The organism is Streptomyces sp. CB01881, from assembly GCF_002953255.1.
Taxonomy (GTDB): Bacteria; Actinomycetota; Actinomycetes; order Streptomycetales; family Streptomycetaceae; genus Kitasatospora.
This window is the reverse complement of sequence record NZ_CP026498.1, coordinates 5,240,720-5,258,592: the sequence shown is the minus strand read 5'-3', so window position 1 is coordinate 5,258,592 and position 17,873 is coordinate 5,240,720. Positions and strand designations below refer to the sequence as shown.

At 71.2% G+C, this 17,873-nt stretch carries 14 protein-coding genes; 12 read left to right on the top strand and 2 right to left on the bottom strand.

The window, feature by feature from the left end; translation table 11 throughout:
• The coding region (locus tag C2142_RS39700; protein WP_241003181.1) for an AsnC family transcriptional regulator at positions 1–129 on the bottom strand (129 nt) is incomplete at its 3' end.
• Positions 130–380: 251 nt separating this feature from the next.
• On the opposite strand from C2142_RS39700, the gene C2142_RS12755 reads away from it, so the two are divergent.
• The 3 genes from C2142_RS12755 to C2142_RS12745 all read left to right on the top strand — a co-directional run bounded on the left by C2142_RS12755 (position 381) and on the right by C2142_RS12745 (position 4,666).
• On the top strand, positions 381–1,874 hold the full coding sequence (locus C2142_RS12755) for a gamma-aminobutyraldehyde dehydrogenase (RefSeq protein WP_148642757.1): 1,494 nt from the start codon (positions 381–383) through the stop codon (positions 1,872–1,874).
• A gap of 167 nt (positions 1,875–2,041) precedes the next feature.
• Positions 2,042–3,400 (top strand): aspartate aminotransferase family protein, encoded by a 1,359-nt coding sequence (locus tag C2142_RS12750; RefSeq protein ID WP_148642756.1) that lies wholly within the window; start codon positions 2,042–2,044, stop codon positions 3,398–3,400.
• A 66-nt stretch (positions 3,401–3,466) separates the two neighbouring features.
• Complete coding sequence (locus C2142_RS12745) at positions 3,467–4,666, top strand: spermidine/putrescine ABC transporter substrate-binding protein (RefSeq protein WP_148642755.1); 1,200 nt, start codon at positions 3,467–3,469, stop codon at positions 4,664–4,666.
• 3 nt (positions 4,667–4,669) lie between these two features.
• On the opposite strand, the gene C2142_RS12740 is transcribed toward C2142_RS12745, so the two are convergent.
• Positions 4,670–6,322, bottom strand: a complete 1,653-nt coding sequence (locus C2142_RS12740) for a PucR family transcriptional regulator (protein WP_148642754.1) — start codon at positions 6,320–6,322, stop codon at positions 4,670–4,672.
• A gap of 444 nt (positions 6,323–6,766) precedes the next feature.
• Here C2142_RS12740 and C2142_RS12735 point away from each other — a divergent pair, with 444 nt between their 5' ends.
• From C2142_RS12735 to C2142_RS12695, 9 genes are all read left to right on the top strand, one after another.
• Complete coding sequence (locus tag C2142_RS12735; RefSeq protein ID WP_148642753.1) at positions 6,767–8,278, top strand: gamma-aminobutyraldehyde dehydrogenase; 1,512 nt, start codon at positions 6,767–6,769, stop codon at positions 8,276–8,278.
• 49 nt (positions 8,279–8,327) lie between these two features.
• Positions 8,328–9,581, top strand: coding sequence for a spermidine/putrescine ABC transporter substrate-binding protein (locus C2142_RS12730; RefSeq protein WP_148642752.1), 1,254 nt, complete (start codon positions 8,328–8,330; stop codon positions 9,579–9,581).
• Positions 9,582–9,618: 37 nt separating this feature from the next.
• Positions 9,619–10,761: an ABC transporter ATP-binding protein gene (locus C2142_RS12725; RefSeq protein WP_148642751.1), complete on the top strand. Its 1,143-nt coding sequence runs from the start codon at positions 9,619–9,621 to the stop codon at positions 10,759–10,761.
• Entirely contained in the window at positions 10,758–11,702 is a 945-nt protein-coding gene (locus tag C2142_RS12720; protein ID WP_148642750.1) for an ABC transporter permease, read from the top strand. Before C2142_RS12725 ends, C2142_RS12720 begins: the two co-directional genes overlap by 4 nt.
• A complete protein-coding gene (locus tag C2142_RS12715) occupies positions 11,702–12,505 on the top strand; it encodes an ABC transporter permease (protein ID WP_148642749.1) in 804 nt (267 codons plus the stop codon). The genes C2142_RS12720 and C2142_RS12715 overlap by 1 nt, the downstream gene beginning before the upstream one ends.
• 78 nt (positions 12,506–12,583) lie before the next feature.
• Entirely contained in the window at positions 12,584–13,978 is a 1,395-nt protein-coding gene (locus C2142_RS12710) for an FAD-dependent oxidoreductase (RefSeq protein ID WP_148642748.1), read from the top strand.
• A 130-nt stretch (positions 13,979–14,108) separates the two neighbouring features.
• Complete coding sequence (locus C2142_RS12705; protein WP_148642747.1) at positions 14,109–14,540, top strand: hypothetical protein; 432 nt, start codon at positions 14,109–14,111, stop codon at positions 14,538–14,540.
• A 154-nt stretch (positions 14,541–14,694) separates the two neighbouring features.
• The gene (locus C2142_RS12700) at positions 14,695–15,477 is read left to right on the top strand and encodes a nucleotidyl transferase AbiEii/AbiGii toxin family protein (protein WP_148642746.1); all 783 of its coding nucleotides are present in this window, start codon (positions 14,695–14,697) and stop codon (positions 15,475–15,477) included.
• 208 nt (positions 15,478–15,685) lie between these two features.
• A complete protein-coding gene (locus tag C2142_RS12695) occupies positions 15,686–17,209 on the top strand; it encodes a CoA-acylating methylmalonate-semialdehyde dehydrogenase (protein WP_148642745.1) in 1,524 nt (507 codons plus the stop codon).
• Positions 17,210–17,873: the final 664 nt, after the last annotated feature.

Here is a 17,873-nt window from a genome sequence, read left to right as displayed (position 1 = left end):
TGCCTCGGACAGGCCCACGGCCTTGCCGATGGCGGCGTACGGGCGGCGCCCGTCCTCCTGGAGCTGCTCGATGATCGCCTTGGAGGCGGCGTCGAGGGGAACGCTGGCGTTCCGGTCGCGGTTGGCCACGCCGCAACTGTGCCTGATCGTTTCTGCGTTCGCAAGCGAGGATGCTGCTGATTTCGTCGCGATCTTGGAGAACGCATACGGATTTCATCGTGAGATCGGAGTTGGCCTGTCGATAACCGCAGCCGTGCGGCTACCCTGGCCCGGTACGCGCGCGGCTTCGCAGCGCAGCGCGCGTTCGCCCAACCAGTGGACCGCGCCGCCACCGGCCCGGCCACTCGGCACCCTTCGTCCGTCGGACCCGCCGACGTACCATGGCGCCGGAATCTGCAACGCCGCAGGCCCAGACCGAGGAGAGACCCGTGAGCGACCTTCGCACGCTGCGCAACTACATCAACGGTGAGTTCGTCGATGCGGCGGACGGCCGCACGCTCGACATCGTGGACCCCACCACCGGCGAGGTCTACGCGACGTCCCCGCTGTCCGGCGCCTCCGACGTCGACGCCGCCATGGCCTCCGCCGCCGCGGCCTTCCCGGTCTGGCGCGACGCCACCCCGAGCACCCGGCAGAAGCTGCTCCTCAAGATCGCGGACGCGGTCGAGGCGCGCGCCGACGAGATCGTCGACGTCGAGGTGCGCAACACCGGCAAGCCCCGCGCGCTGACCCTCTCCGAGGAGATCGGCCCGATGGTGGACCAGATCCGCTTCTTCGCCGGCGCCGCCCGCCTGCTGGAGGGCAAGGCCGCCGGTGAGTACATGGACGGGATGACCTCGATCATCCGCCGCGAGCCGGTCGGCGTCTGCGCCCAGGTCGCGCCGTGGAACTACCCGATGATGATGGCCGTCTGGAAGTTCGCCCCGGCCATCGCCGCCGGCAACACCGTGGTGCTCAAGCCCTCCGACACCACCCCGGCCTCCACCGTGCTGCTCGCCGAGATCATCGGCGGCGTGCTCAAGGACCTGGACCTGCCGGCCGGCGTCTTCAACGTGATCTGCGGTGACCGCGAGACCGGCAAGGCCATGGTCGAGCACCCCACCCCGGCGATGGCCTCCATCACCGGCTCGGTGCGGGCCGGCATCTCGGTCGCCGAGTCCGCCTCCAAGGACGTCAAGCGCGTCCACCTGGAGCTGGGCGGCAAGGCCCCGGTCGTGGTCTTCGAGGACGCCGACATCGCCGAGGCCGTCGAGGGTATCTCGGTGGCCGGCTTCTTCAACGCGGGCCAGGACTGTACGGCCGCCACCCGCGTGCTGGTGCACGAGTCGATCCACGACGCCTTCGTCGAGGCGCTGGCCAAGGCCGCGGCCGAGACCAAGACCGGTGGCGTGGACGACGAGGACGTGCTCTACGGCCCGCTGAACAACGCCAACCAGCTGCAGCAGGTCGTCGGCTTCATCGAGCGCCTGCCCGAGCACGCCAAGGTCGAGGCCGGTGGCCACCGGGTCGGCGACAAGGGCTACTTCTACGCCCCGACCGTCGTCTCCGGCCTGAACCAGGACGACGAGATCATCCAGAACGAGGTCTTCGGCCCGGTCATCACCGTGCAGAAGTTCTCCGACGAGGACCAGGCCGTCGGCTACGCCAACGGTGTGGAGTACGCGCTGGCCTCCTCGGTGTGGACCAAGGACCACGCCCGTGCCATGCGGATGTCGCGCCGCCTGGACTTCGGCTGCGTCTGGATCAACACCCACATCCCGCTGGTCGCCGAGATGCCGCACGGTGGCTTCAAGAAGTCCGGCTACGGCAAGGACCTCTCCTCCTACGGCTTCGAGGACTACACCCGCGTGAAGCACGTCATGACCGCGATCTGACATCGCGATCTGACATCGCGTCTGAAGCACGGATGATCGTGTGATCTGACAACGGGCCCGGGTCGTTTCGACCCGGGCCCTGTGCCTTGTCACCCTGTCGGCCGATCGCGTGACCGCCTGACAAGATGAACCTGCACTTCACGGGCGGGACTCCCTAGCCTTGCCGCATGAGCATCCCCACCGCTGACTCAGCTGCCGGCCAGGCCGTCAAGGCCGCCGACCGCGCGCACGTCTTCCACTCGTGGTCCGCCCAGGCGCTGATCGACCCCCTCGCGGTGGCCGGCGCAGAGGGCTCCTACTTCTGGGACTACGAGGGCAACCGCTACCTGGACTTCTCCTCGCAACTCGTGAACACCAACATCGGGCACCAGCACCCGAAGGTGGTCGCGGCGATCCAGGAGCAGGCCGCGAAGCTCTGCACGATCGCGCCCGGCTTCGCCGTCGAGTCCCGCAGCGAGGCGGCCCGGCTGATCGCCGAGCGCACCCCCGGCGACCTGGACAAGATCTTCTTCACCAACGGCGGGGCCGAGGCCGTCGAGAACGCGATCCGGCTGGCCCGGCTGCACACCGGCCGGCAGAAGGTCATGTCGGCCTACCGCTCCTACCACGGCGCCACCGCCAACGCGATCGCCCTCACCGGCGACCCGCGCCGCTGGGCCAGCGAGACCGGGGTCTCCGGCGTGGTCCACTTCTGGGGCCCGTACGCCTACCGCTCCCACTTCCACGCCGAGAACGAGGCGCAGGAGTGCGAGCGCGCGCTGAAGCACCTGGAGGAGGTGATCGCCTTCGAGGGTCCGGGCACCGTCGCGGCGATCATCCTGGAGACCGTGGTCGGCACCGCCGGCATCCTGGTCCCGCCGCAGGGCTACCTGGCCGGGGTGCGGGAGATCTGCGACCGGTACGGGATCGTCTTCATCCTGGACGAGGTGATGGCCGGGTTCGGCCGCACCGGCGCCTGGTTCGCCGCCGATCACTGGGGCGTCACGCCGGACCTGATGACCTTCGCCAAGGGCGTCAACTCGGGTTACGTCCCGCTGGGCGGTGTGGCGATCAGCGCCGAGATCGCCGCCACCTTCGCCGAGCGGCCGTTCCCCGGCGGACTCACCTACTCCGGCCACCCGCTGGCCTGCGCCTCGGCCGTCGCCACCATCAACGTGATGGAGGAGGAGGGCATCGTCGAGAACGCGAAGCACATCGGCGAGAACGTGCTCGGCCCCGGCCTGCGCGAGCTGGCCGAGCGCCACCCCTCGATCGGCGAGGTGCGCGGCCTCGGCGTGTTCTGGGCGCTGGACCTGGTCAAGGACCGCACCACCCGCGAGCCGCTGGTGCCGTACAACGCGGCCGGCGCCGCCAACGCGCCGATGGCCGAGCTGGCCGCCGCCTGCAAGCAGCGCGGGCTCTGGCCGTTCGTCAACATGAACCGGTTCCACGTCGTCCCGGCGTGCACGGTCACCGAGGAGGAGGCCAAGGCCGGGCTCGCGGTGCTCGACGAGGTGCTGTCGCTCACCGACGCACACACTGTCTGACGTACCGACGGAAGGCCCCGGGTCGCCCGTGCGCCCGGGGCCGTCCCATGCTCCGGAGGCCCCACCATGTCCAGCACCACCCTCACCCGCCGCCCGGCCGGCCGGCGCCGGCCGACCCGCCGCAGCGTGCTCGGCACCGCCGGGCTGCTCGGTCTCGGAAGCCTGACCGGCTGCGGCATTCCGTCCGCGTACGTCGCCGAGGACCGCCGCTCGGCCCCGGACCGCTCCGAGCGCGAGCAGCGGCTGGCCTTCTCCAACTGGACGCAGTACATCGACACCGACGACGAGGGCGGGCGCCCGACCCTCGACGCGTTCACCGAGCGGACCGGGATCCAGGTCACCTACACCGAGGACATCAACGACAACGACGAGTTCTTCGGCAAGATCGGCCCGGTGCTCACCCAGGGCACCGACCCCGGCCGCGACCTCATGGTGGTCAGCGACTGGATGGCCGGGCGGTACGTCTCGCTCGGCTGGGTGCAGACCATGGACCGGGCCAACCTGCCCAACGTCACCGCCCAGCTGGACCCGCAGCTGGCCGACCCGGCGTTCGACCCCGGGCGGCGGCGCAGCGTGCCGTGGCAGTCCGGGATCACCGGCATCGCCTACAACCGCAAGGAGCTCGGCCGGGAGATCCGGTCCACCGCCGACCTGTGGGCGCCCGACCTCAAGGGCCGGGTCACCCTGTTCGCCGGGCTGGACGAGGCGCTCGGCCTGCTGATGCTGGCGCACGGCGCCGACCTCGCGGCCTTCACCGAGGACGACGCGCACCGGGCGATGGACCTGGTGCAGAAGATGGTCGACGCCCGGCACGTCCGTCGGTTCACCGGCAACGACTACACCAGCGACCTGGCCTCCGGCGCCGCGCTGGCCTGCCAGGCGTACTCCGGCGACGCCGTCCAGCTCACCGCCGAGAACCCGGACATCGCGTTCGTGGTGCCGGAGGAGGGCGGGGAGCTCTGGGCGGAGAGCCTGCTCATCCCGAACCGGGCGGGGCACAAGCGCAACGCCGAGCTGCTGATCGACCACTACTACCAGCCCGAGGTGGCCGCCGAACTGGCCGCCGCCGTGCAGTACATCTGCCCGGTGCCGGCCGCCCGCGAGGTGCTGGCGGCCAGCGGGGACAAGGAGAAGGCCGAGCTGGCGGAGCACCCGCTGGTCTTCCCGACCGAGGAGATGCGGGCCCGGCTGCACACCATGCGCGACGTCACCTCGGCCGAGCGGCCGGGCCTGCACAAGGTGTGGGGCCGCATCACCGGGGTCTGAGGGCTACCTGCGCACGGCGTCCAGCGCGAGCAGCGCCACGTGCAGGGAGAGGCAGGACTCCACCTGGTCGAGGTCGACGCCGAGGATCCGTTCGACCTTGTGCAGCCGGTCGTAGAAGGACGGCCGGGACAGGTGCGCGGCGTCGGCCGCCGCGGACTTGTTCCGGCCCTGCTCCAGGTAGATCCGCAGCATCTGCACCAGCTGGGCGTTGTGCTCGGCGTCGTAGGCGAGCAGCGGGCCCAGCTCGCGCTCCACGTAGGTCTGCAGCCGGGCGTCGTCGCGCAGCAGGTGCAGCAGGCCGCGCAGCCGGACGTCGGGCAGCCGGTAGTAGGCGGCGGCCCGTCCGCCGGGTGCGTCGTGCAGGGCGGCGTCGGCGACCTGGGTGGCCTCCAGCAGGGTGCGCCGGGCGTCGCGGACCGAGCCGACCGAGGAACCGACCGCGACCACCGGGGCCGGCACGGGGGCGGTGTCCCGGTGGGCCTCCGCGGTCAGCCGGCGCAGCGCCGCCGCGAAGGCGTCCAGCGCGGCGTGCTCGTCCTGCTGGGTGCCGAGCGCGATCAGGACGCCCACGCCCTCGTCGTCCAGCGCGCCGACCAGGGCGGAGAGCCGGCAGACGCGGACGGCGCTCGCCGCCAGCTCGGTGAAGTCGCGCAGGCGGGCCTGGGCCTCCAGGGCGGCCGGGATCGGCCCGCGGCGCTGCCGCAGCACCACGCCGACCAGCCGCCGGCCCTCCAGCGGCACGCCGAGCGCCTGGGCGCGCAGGGCCACCTCGGAGACGGTCAGCGCGTGGGTGAGGATGCCGGAGAGCAGGGTGCGGTGGGTCTGCCGCTCCAGGCTCTCCCGGTCGCGGACCACCAGCCGGTTGAGCGCCAGCGCGGAGGCGCCGCGTTCCAGCAGCATGGTGTGCGGGTGCGTGCCGCCCTCCGGCAGCGGCCCCGGGTCCTGGACCAGGACGAGCCGGCCCCAGTCCTGGCCGCGGGCGCCGACGGTGGTCACCAGCCAGCCGCTGCGCGGGTCGTGGCCGGTCCGCCCGGCCGGGCGGACCCCGCGGGAGCGGCGCTCCCAGTCCTCCAGCAGCTCGGTCTCGGGCCGTCCGGCGGAGTCGTGCGCGAGGACCTGGTGGGCGAGGTTCTCCAGGACGACGGGCCCGCCCGCCATCCGGGCCACCTGGCGGACCACCTCGGCCGGTTCGGCCCCCTCCACCACCAGCTCGTTGAAGACCTGGTGGACCGCCTCCGACGTGCGCAGCTGCTCCAGCTGGGCGTTGACCACCAGGGCGTGCACGGCCTCGGTGACGGCGACGAAGCGCAGCTCCCGACGGAGCGCGATCAGCGGCAGTCCGCGCTGCTCGGCGGCGTGCACCAGGGCGCGCGGCAGCGAGTCGAAGTAGCGCCGGCCGAACTCGATGACCAGCCCGGCCACCCCGACCTCGTCGAGCTCGCGCACGTAGCGGGCCAGGCCCTCGCGGTCCTCGGGCAGCGCGATGCCGGTGGTCAGCACCAGCTCGCCGCCCTGCAGGACACCGGCGACGTCGGGCAGTTCGCTGACGTGGACCCAGCGGACCGGGCGCTCCAGGTGGGCGGCGCCGGCGACGACCTGGGGCAGGCCGCGCCGCATCACCTCCAGGTCGAGCACGCGGGCGACGGTGGGGAGCATCGCGGGGCCTCCAGGGTTCAGAGTGTCAGGTAAATCATCCATCGTGGCGACGACCTGTTGCCCTCCCCGAACCCTTCCACCCTGTAAGGCCCTTTGCGCTGAGGTTGCCGGAGTGACCCTTGTCACGCGCGGGCGCCAACGGGCATGGTCAGCGGGTCGGCTGTGGCGGAAAACGAACATCCCGGCGGAATCCGTTGCGTAACCAGAAAGCAACAGCGGAATCCCTTGTCGGGGTAACGCGGGGCTGTCAGGATCGCGCATCCCGGTGATCAACCGGACCGGATTCCCCCCGTACCGCAGAGCGGCGACTCGACCAGTCGTACCGACGCCGGTACGGGCCCTGTGCCCGCCGGCACGGGCAGCATGACGGGGACCAGCCGATCGGCAGGCCGTACGGCGTTCGAACCGCGGGCCGCCGAACCACCGGGCACTTGGAGGAACCAGATGGACCTGACCGACTTCGGTGCGGGCGCGCAGTACATCGCGGGCCGGCAGAGCCGGGGCAGCGGCGAGCCCTTCCAGGTCGTCAACCCCGCCGACGGCAGCGTGGTCGAGCAGATCTCCCTGGCCTCCACCGGGCAGGTCGACGCCGCGGTGGCGGCCGCCCGGGCGGCGCTGCCCGAGTGGGCCGGCGCCACCCCGGGCGCCCGCTCCGAGGCGCTGACCCGGCTGGCCGCCGTCCTCACCGACGCCGCCGCCGACCTCGCCGCGGTGGAGACCGCGCAGACCGGCAAGCCGGTCAAGCTGGCCACCGAGTTCGACGTCCCCGGGACCATCGACAACACGGCGTTCTTCGCCGGGGCCGCCCGCAACCTGGAGGGCAAGGCGGCCGGCGAGTACTCCGGCGACCACACCTCGTACGTGCGGCGCGAGCCGGTCGGCGTGGTCGGCTCGATCTCGCCGTGGAACTACCCGCTGCAGATGGCCGCCTGGAAGATCCTCCCGGCGATCGCCGCGGGCAACACCATCGTCCTCAAGCCGGCCGAACTGACCCCGCTGACCTCGCTGATGTTCGCCAGGGCCTGCACCCGGGCCGGCATCCCGGACGGCGTGGTCAACGTCGTCACCGGTGCCGGGCGCACCGCGGGCGAGCACCTGGTCTCCCACCCGGACGTCGCGATGGTGTCCTTCACCGGCTCCACCCCCGTCGGCAGGCGCGTCGCCGAACTCGCCACCGCGAGCGTCAAGCGCACCCATCTGGAGCTCGGCGGCAAGGCCCCGTTCGTGGTCTTCGACGACGCGGACCTGGAGGCCGCCGTGCACGGAGCGGTCGCCGCCTCGCTGATCAACGGCGGACAGGACTGCACCGCCGCCACCCGCGCCTACGTGCAGCGGCCGCTCTACGACGCCTTCGTGGCCGGCGTCGCCGAGCTGTACGGCGCGGTCCGGCTCGGCGACCCGCTGAACCCGCAGACCGACCTGGGCCCGCTGGTCTCCCACACCCACCGCGACCGGGTGGCCGGCTTCGTCGAGCGCGCCCGCTCCTACGCGACCGTGGTCACCGGCGGCCGCTCCCCCGAGAAGGGCCACGACGGCAGCGACCTCACCCGCGGCGCCTACTACGCCCCCACCCTGGTCACCGGCGCCGCCCAGGACAGCGAGATCGTCCAGGGCGAGATCTTCGGCCCCGTCCTCGTCGTGCTGCCCTTCGACGGCGACGACGAGGGCCTGCGGCTGGCCAACGACACCCCGTACGGCCTGGCCGCCTCGGCCTGGACGAGCAACGTCCACCGCTCGCTGCGGGCCACCCGGGAGATCGCGGCCGGCTGCGTCTGGGTGAACGACCACATCCCGATCATCAGCGAGATGCCACACGGCGGCTACAAGTCCTCCGGCTACGGCAAGGACATGTCGCAGTACTCGCTGGACGAGTACACCCAGGTCAAGCACGTCATGTTCGACACCACCGCGGTCGCCCGCAAGGACTGGCACCGCACCGTCTTCGGAGACAGATAACCGGCCCGGGTGGCCCCCACACCCCCTCTCTCCCCAGGAGGCCCGTTCCATGGCGTTCAACGAGCTCACCGACGGCCTGTCGGAACCGGTCCGCAAGGCCTGGGAACGCAGCCTGACCGGCGGCCGGGCCGCCCTCAGCCGGCGTACCCTGCTGCGCGCCGCCGCCCTCACCGCCGGTGCGGGCAGCCTGGCCGCCTGCGGCATCCCGGCCGCCAGGACCGCCGGCACCGGCGACTCCACGGCGAACGCCGCCAAGGACCTCTCGGACAGCGAGAAGGAGGTGAACTTCTCCAACTGGCCGCTCTACGTCGACACCGACGAGAAGGACAAGGAGAAGCACGGCACGCTGGACGCCTTCACCGCCGCCTCCGGGATCAAGGTCAGGTACACCGAGGACGTCAACGACAACGTCGAGTTCTTCGGCAAGGTCAAGCCGCAGCTCGCCGCCGGCCAGGACACCGGCCGCGACCTGGTGGTGCTCACCGACTGGATGGCCGCCCGGCTGATCCGCCTCGGCTGGGCGCAGAAGCTCAACCCGGCCAACGTCACCACCGCCATCACCAACGTCGAGTCCCGCTTCCGCGCCCCCGACTGGGACCCGGGCCGGCTCTACAGCTACCCGTGGGCCGGCATCCAGACGGTGGTCGCCTACAACAAGAAGGCCACCAAGGGGAAGGAGGTCACCAGCATCGCGCAGCTGCTGGACGACCCGGACCTCAAGGGCCGGGTCACCTTCCTCTCCGAGATGCGCGACAGCATCGGGATGACCCTGCTCGACATGGGCAAGAACCCGGCGAAGTTCACCGCCGACGACTACGACGCGGCGATCGCCCGGCTCCAGAAAGCGGTGGACAGCAAGCAGATCCGCCGCTTCACCGGCAACGACTACGGCCAGGAGCTCTCCTCCGGCGACATCGCGGCCTGCGTCGCCTGGGGCGGCGACCTCATCCAACTGCGCGCCGACAACCCGGACATCGAGTTCGTCATACCCGAGAAGGGCTTCGTCACGTCGACGGACAACATGCTGGTCCCGGCCAAGGCGCAGCACAAGACCAACGCCGAGAAGCTGATCGACTTCTACTATCAGCCGGAGATCGCGGCGCAGCTGGTCGCGGGCATCGGCTTCGTCTCCGCCGTCACCGGGATGAAGGAGGAGCTGGCCACCCTCGCCCCGGACAGCGCGGCCAACCCGCTGGTCGTCCCCACCCCCGAGATGGCGGCCAAGGCGCACGTCTTCCGGACCCTCACCGAGACCGAGGAGAGCAGCTTCGAGGAGAAGTTCTCCAAGCTCATCGGCGCCTGACCCCCACTGACGGCAGAGAACCAGAGAGACACCACCCATGACAGAGCAGCAGCGCTCCGCGGCCACCGGCGGCGACGTCCGCCTCACCGGCATCGGCAAGACCTACGGCTCCTTCACCGCGGTCCACCCGCTCGACCTGACCGTCCCGCAGGGCTCCTTCTTCGCCCTGCTCGGCGCCTCCGGCTGCGGCAAGACCACCACCCTGCGCATGATCGCCGGACTGGAGGAGCCCACCAGCGGCACCGTCCTGATCGGCGGCCAGGACGTGACCGCCCTGCCCCCGTACAAGCGGCCGGTGAACACCGTCTTCCAGAGCTACGCGCTCTTCCCGCACCTCGACATCTTCGAGAACGTCGCCTTCGGCCTGCGCCGGCGCGGCAAGAAGGACGTCAAGAAGCAGGTCGACGAGATGCTGGAGCTGGTCGAGCTCGGCCAGTACGCCCGGCGCAAGCCGCACCAGCTCTCCGGCGGCCAGCAGCAGCGCGTCGCCGTCGCCCGGGCACTGATCAACCACCCGCAGGTGCTGCTCCTCGACGAGCCGCTCGGCGCCCTCGACCTCAAGCTCCGCCGCCAGATGCAGCTGGAGCTCAAGCGGATCCAGACCGAGGTCGGCATCACCTTCGTCCACGTCACCCACGACCAGGAGGAGGCCATGACCATGGCCGACACCATCGCGGTGATGAACGGCGGCCGGGTCGAACAGCTCGGCGCGCCCGCCGACCTCTACGAGAACCCCGCCACCACCTTCGTGGCCAACTTCCTCGGCCAGTCCAACCTGCTGCCCGCCGAGGTCACCGGCGGCGAGGGCGACGACCTGCTGCTCACCTGCGGCGGCATCCGGCTCGCCGTCCCGAAGGCCCGCTGCGCCACCGACACGAAGAAGGTCCACCTCGGGGTCCGCCCGGAGAAGATCACCATCGAGCACGTCTCCGCCGAGGTCGCCGAGGGCCGCAACCGGCTGACCGGTACCGTGGCCGACTCCAGCTTCATCGGCGTCTCCACCCAGTACCTGGTGCGCACCGACGGAGGCCAGGAGGTCACCGTCTTCGAGCAGAACATGGAGCGCGACGCCCGGATCGTCCCCGGCGCACCGGTCGTCCTGCACTGGAACCCGGCCCACTCCTTCGCCCTGGACGCCGCGCAGGCGATCGACGCGGGCACCGGGGAGGAGGCGGCATGACCACCACCACCCCGGCGGCACCGCCGCAGGCCATACCCCCCGACGGCAGCCCCCTGCCCGACGCCGCCCCCAGGCCGAAGCGCAAGCTCACCCCGTACTGGCTGCTGCTGCCCGGCATCGCCTGGCTGGTCGTCTTCTTCGCCGTGCCGATGGTCTACCAGGGCTCCACCTCGCTGCAGACCGGCTCGCTGGAGGACGGCTTCCGCGTCACCTGGCACTTCGCCACCTACTGGGACGCCCTGGTCGAGTACCGCTGGCACTTCGTCCGCTCGTTCAGCTACGCCGCCACCGCGACCGTGATGTGCCTGGCCATCGGCTACCCGCTCGCGTACACGATCGCCTTCAAGGCGAGCAAGCGCTGGCGCAACGTCATCCTGATCCTGGTGATCGCGCCCTTCTTCACCAGCTTCCTGATCCGCACGCTGGCCTGGAAGACGATCCTCTCGGACGGCGGCCCCGTGGTCGGCGCGCTCAACGCGCTGCACGTCCTGGACCTCACCAGCGCGATCGGCCTCACCTCCGGCGACCGGGTGCTCGCCACGCCGCTCGCCGTGGTCTGCGGCCTCACCTACAACTTCCTGCCGTTCATGATCCTGCCGCTGTACACCTCGCTGGAGCGGATCGACCCGCGCCTGCACGAGGCGGCCGGTGACCTCTACGCCCGCCCGTTCACCACCTTCCGCAAGGTGACCTTCCCGATCTCGCTGCCGGGTGTCGTCGCGGGCACGCTGCTCACCTTCATCCCGGCGTCCGGCGACTACATCAACGCCCAGCTGCTGGGCTCGCCGAGCGAGCAGATGGTCGGCAACGGCATCCAGAAGCAGTTCCTGAACGTGCTCGACTACCCCACGGCGGCCGCGCTGAGCTTCATCCTGATGGCCCTGATCCTGGGCATGGTGACGGTCTACATGCGCAAGGCCGGGACGGAGGAACTGGTCTGATGTCCCGAGTGTTCACATGGATCCGCGCCCACCTGGTGGTGCTCGCGGGCCTGCTCGCCCTGGCCTACCTGGTGCTGCCCAACCTGGTGGTGCTCGCCTTCTCGTTCAACAAGCCGGTCGGCAAGTTCAACTACGAGTGGTCCGAGTTCTCCACCGACGCCTGGACCAACCCCTGCGGCGTCGCCGACATGTGCCAGTCGCTCTCGCTGAGCCTCCAGGTCGCGGTGCTCGCCACCATCGGCGCCACCGTCCTCGGCACCATGGTCGCCTTCGCGCTGGCCCGCTACCGCTTCCGCGGCCGCTCGGCCACCACCGCGATGATCTTCCTGCCGATGGCCATGCCCGAGGTGGTGATGGCCGCCTCGCTGGGCACGCTCTTCCTCAACATGCGCATCCCGTTCGGCTTCACGACCATCCTGATCGCGCACATCATGTTCTGCCTGAGCTTCGTCGTGACGGCGGTCAAGGCGCGTGTGATGAGCATGGACCCGAGGCTCGAACAGGCCGCCCAGGACCTCTACGCCACCCCCGTCCAGACCTTCCTGCGGGTCACCCTGCCGCTCGCCGCCCCCGGCATCGCCGCCGGCGCGCTGCTCAGCTTCGCGCTCTCCTTCGACGACTTCATCATCACCCAGTTCAACTCGGGGCCGACCACGGTCACCTTCCCGATGTTCGTCTGGGGCGCCTCGCAGCGCGGCATCCCGGTGCAGGTGAACGTCATCGGCACCGCGATGTTCGTCGCCGCCGTCGCGCTCACCGTCGCCGGCCAGTGGCTCGGCAACCGCCGGAAGGCCACCGCCTGACCGCCCGGGCCGCCTGCCGGCACACCGTCGGCAGGGGCCCACAACCATCATCAATGTGCAGAAAGTGGCTGATAATGCATGGACTCCGCCCGCGCACTCAGTGACGCCAGGCCCACCCCCTTCTGGCTGGAGGACCCGGGCAGGCCGGAGGCACTGCCCGCCCTCGTCGGCGACGCCCACTGCGACCTGCTGGTCGTCGGCGGCGGCTACTCCGGCCTCTGGACCGCGCTGATCGCCAAGGAGCGCGACCCCTCGCTGGACGTCGTCCTGGTCGAGGGCAAGGAAGTGGGGTGGGCCGCGTCTGGGCGCAACGGCGGATTCTGCGCGGCCAGCCTGACCCACGGCTTCGGCAACGGCCTGCAGCGATGGCCCGCCGAACTCGGGCAGCTGGAACGCCTCGGTGCCGCCAACCTGGACGGCATCGAGGACACCCTCAAGCGCTACGGCATCGACGCCGAGTGGGAGCGCACCGGCGAGATCGACATCGCCACCCAGCCCCACCAGCTCGAAGAGCTGCACGAGGTCGCCGAGGCCGTCGCCGAGTACGGCCTCGACGTCACCGTGCTCGACCGCGACGAGCTGCGCGCCCAGGTCGACTCGCCGACCTTCCTCGGCGGGATCTGGGACAAGGAGGGCGTGGCGATGGTCCACCCCGCCAAGCTGGCCTGGGGCCTCAAGGCCGCCTGCGAGGCCCAGGGCGTACGGATCTTCGAGCACACCCGGGCCACCGACCTGCGCGAGCACGGCAGCGGCATGGCCGTCCGCACCCCGTACGGGCGGGTCTTCGCCCGCCGGGTCGCGCTCGGCACCAACGCCTTCCCGTCGCTGGTCAAGCGGGTCCGCCCGTTCGTCGTCCCGGTCTACGACTACGCGCTGATGACCGAGCCGCTCAGCGCGGAGCAACTCGCAGCCGTCGGCTGGAAGGGCCGCCAGGGGCTCAGCGACAGCGCGAACAAGTTCCACTACTTCCGGCTCTCCGCCGACAACCGCATCCTCTGGGGCGGCTACGACGCGGTCTACCACTACGGCGGGCACGTCCGGAACGAGTACGACCAGCGGCCGGAGACGTTCCGCACCCTGGCGCACAACTTCTTCCGCTGCTTCCCGCAGCTGGAGGGGCTGCGCTTCACCCACGCCTGGGGCGGCGCGATCGACACCTGCAGCCGGTTCTCCGCCTTCTTCGACACCGCCTACCGCGGCCGGGTCGCCTACGCGGCCGGGTACACCGGGCTCGGCGTCGGCGCCACCCGGTTCGGCGCCGAGGTGATGCTCGACCTGCTGGACGGCGCCCGGACCGAGCGCACCTCACTGGAGATGGTGCGCAGCAAGCCGCTGCCGTTCCCGCCCGAGCCGGTCCGGTGGGCCGGGATCGAGATCACCACCCGCTCGCTCCAGCAGGCCGACCGCACCGGCGGCCGGCGCAACCTCTGGCTGCGCACCCTCGACCGGATGGGGCTGGGCTTCGACAGCTGAGCCCGTTCGGATCACGTGATCCGGTACCGGTGTAAGAGAGACCCGCCGTCCGCCTCTCGTTGGTGACGGCGGGTCTCGGGTTTCCCGTCGCGCCACGACCGGCGACAACGCCGAGAGACGGGGACGGGACATGGAGAGCACCGGACTGCACTGGCTCGCCGAGGCGGCACCGGACCCGGAGTCCTGCCGGGAACAGTGGGAACGCACCGGGCTGGGCCTGATGCTGCTGCCCGCCGGCCGGCGCTGGGACGTCCTGTCGGTGCCGGGCCGGCTCGGCCGTCCCGTCCTCGACATCCTGGACGCCCGTTCCCGCGGGCCGGTCCTCACCGACTTCGGCGGGGAGAGCGTCGGCTTCCTCGTCCCGGTCGGGACGGCCGCCCGCTGGGTCGGCACCGGGGTGAGCACCGCGGGCGACGGCACCTGGATCGTCGTCCCGCACCCCGGACGGTGCAGCCGGGGCGTGCGCTGGCTCGTCCCGCCCGACGGCTCCGGGCGGCTCAACGACCCGGTCCTGCTGGAGCTCGCCCTGCACGAGGCCGCCGCCCGGCTGACCGACTGGTGACTCCGCCCCGGTCCGGGGCTGTCGGTCCGGGCGGCCGGCTTCGGAAGGGCTCGTACTGGTCGGTCCGGGGGTGCTCGGTCCGGGGCTTGTCGGTCCGGGCGGGGGCCGACGGCGCGTGGGCGCGCAGGACGGGCGGCCGCGTCAGACTGGAAGCGTGACCACCGCCCCGGACGCCCTCGACGCGTCCCTCCGCCCGGGGCCGGCCCAGCAGCGGCTCGCCGAGCTGGCCCGGCCCGTCTGCGACCGGCTCGGGCTCGCCCTCGCCGGAGGGCACGCGCTGCGCGCGCACGGGGTGCCGGCCTGCCCGCAGGACGGGCTCACCCTGGTGACCAGCGGCGGCACCGACCTGCCACAGGCCGCCGCCGAGCTGACCGCCGCCTACCGGGCGGCCGGCGGCGGGGTGGCCGAACGCCCGGGCACGCCGCGCCTGGAGCAGCTCGCCGTCCGGCTGACCCTCGGCGGGCGGACGCACACGGTGGAGCTGCGCAAGGAGCCGCTGGGCCACCGCCCGGTCCGCCTGGACCTCGGCGAACCGGAGGCGCCGCTGCCGATGACCGCCGTCGCCCTGGAGGACGCGGCCGCGCTGGCCACCGTGCTGCTCGCCGACCGCGGCCTTCCCCGCGACCTGGTCGACGTCCACGTGCTGACCGCCTGGTACCGGGAGGGCGAGCTGCTCGCACTGGCGGGCGCGCTGGACACCGACTTCCAGCCCGCCGTTCTCGCCGACCGGCTGGAGACACTGGCCGACGCGGCCGACGGACGGTTCCGGGCCGGGGGAGTCGCGGGAGGCGCGGTCGACGGGCTGAAGCGGTGGGCACTGGCCTGGGCGCAGGACCTCCGGCTGGACCTGCTGGAGACCCGGGATGCCCCGGACGGGCTCCACGACCCGTACCTGGAGGACGTCGAGGAGGAGTCCCCGGAGCCCGAGGAGGGCTGAGCCTCGCCCGTTCGGCCCAGCCGGCCTACGACCTGTAAGGCTGAATCCCCGATGCCCGTCAGCCTGTTCGTTGAGGCCGGGCACGGCGGCCACCAGACTGGGTGGTGAGCGCGGTAGCCCCGTGATCCCGTCGCCCGGCCCACTCGCGGGCGGCGCCACACAAGGGACTACGGCAGGACGCCGCCCGGGACTTCGGAGGCAGAGGGACTTGAGCAAGCACATCATCCACTGGATCGGCGGCGAGCCGGTCGCCACCGCCGGCACCGCTCCCCGTCGCGGTGACATCTTCGACCCGGCCACCGGCCAGGTCGCGGGCCACGTCGACTTCGCGGAGATCGCCGAGGTCGACCAGGCGGTGGCCGCCGCGGCGTCGGCCTTCACGCAGTGGCGCAACGCCTCGGTGGCCAAGCGCAGCACGGTCCTCTTCAGCTTCCGCGAGCTGCTCAACGCCCGCCGGGACGAGCTGGCCGCGATCATCGTCTCCGAGCACGGCAAGGTGCACTCCGACGCGCTCGGCGAGATCGCCCGCGGCCTGGAGGTCGTCGAGTACGCCTGCGGCATTCCGCAGCTGATCAAGGGCGGCTTCACCGAGCAGGCCTCGACCGGCGTCGACGTCTACTCGATCCGCCAGCCGCTCGGCCCGGTCGCGATCATCTCGCCGTTCAACTTCCCGGCCATGGTGCCGATGTGGTTCTTCCCGATCGCCATCGCGGCCGGCAACACCGTCGTGGTGAAGCCCTCCGAGAAGGACCCGTCGGCAGCCAACTTCCTCGCCGAGCTGTGGAAGGAGGCCGGGCTGCCGGACGGCGTCTTCAACGTCGTGCACGGTGACAAGGTCGCCGTCGACCGCCTGCTGGAGCACCCCGACATCAAGTCGGTCAGCTTCGTCGGCTCCACCCCGATCGCCCGCTACGTCTACGAGACCGGTACCCGCTACGGCAAGCGCGTGCAGGCGCTCGGCGGCGCCAAGAACCACATGCTGGTGCTGCCCGACGCCGACCTCGACCTCAGCGCCGACGCCGCCATCAACGCCGGCTTCGGCGCGGCCGGCGAGCGTTGCATGGCCGTCTCGGTGCTGGTCGCCGTCGACCCGATCGGCGACGAGCTGGTCGAGAAGATCAAGCAGCGGATGGCCAAGCTGAAGGTCGGCCCCGGCTGCAACGGCGACTCCGAGATGGGCCCGCTGGTCACCGGCCAGCACCGGGACAAGGTCACCTCCTACGTGGAGTCCGGTGTCGCGGACGGCGCGGAGCTCTCCGTCGACGGCCGCAAGCACGCGATCACCGCCGAGGACAAGAACGGCGCCCCGACGGCGGACGGCTTCTGGCTCGGCCCCACGCTGTTCGACCACGTGAAGCCCGGCATGTCCGTCTACAACGACGAGATCTTCGGTCCGGTGCTCTCCGTCGTGCGCGTCGCCTCGTACGAGGAGGGCGTCGCCCTCATCAACGCCAACCCGTACGGCAACGGCACCGCCATCTTCACCAACGACGGCGGCGCGGCCCGGCGCTTCCAGTACGAGGTGGAGGTCGGCATGGTCGGGATCAACGTGCCGATCCCGGTGCCGGTCGCCTACTACTCCTTCGGCGGCTGGAAGGCCTCCCTGTTCGGCGACACCCACGCGTACGGCCCGGACGGAGTGCAGTTCTTCACCCGGGGCAAGGCCGTCACCCAGCGCTGGCTCGACCCCTCGCACGGCGGCATCAACCTCGGCTTCCCCACCAACAGCTGAACCCCACCCCGCCCGGCCGCCGGCCGGACCCCTCTCCCCGGGGTCCGGCCGGCGGCCTTTTCGCACGCCGTCGGTGAGTGCGCGAGGGCGTTCCGGGCGCCGGTGGGACCGTTTGCGCCGGCTCGTTGGTTGGCGTAGTGTTCCCTAGTCGCTCGGCAGGGAGCACCGGACACGCATCGGCGCGGACGGTCCCGGAGCGGCCAATCCCTGGAAACACCACTTCCCGGTTCGGGCTGGGTCGTGCTTTGCCTTTTTCGGCGGCGTGGCTCGGGTCTTATTCGGCGTGTCCGTTTATATGGATTGCGGCCGGATTCGCTTCTCGGAGCGGTGATGGGCTAGAGTTTGGAACGTCGGACGGGGCGTCAAGCCGCAGAAGACACCAGCGAGTTGGATGAACGAAGCGCCGGAAACGGAGCGGAAAACATCTGATAAGCTGGGAACACGAAAGAACGAAGCGCCCGGAGGGCCCGCTGGAAGGCGGTCCGAAGGAAGTGTCCGTTCCTTGAGAACTCAACAGCGTGCCAAAAGTCAACGCCAGATATGTTGACATCCCCGGCCTCAGATTCTTCTGGGGTTGGAGATTCCTTTTGAAATAACACAGCGAGGACGCAGTGCGCGGGGCCGCCCTATTCCGGTGGTTGCCGTGCCGCTCAACGCGGGTGTG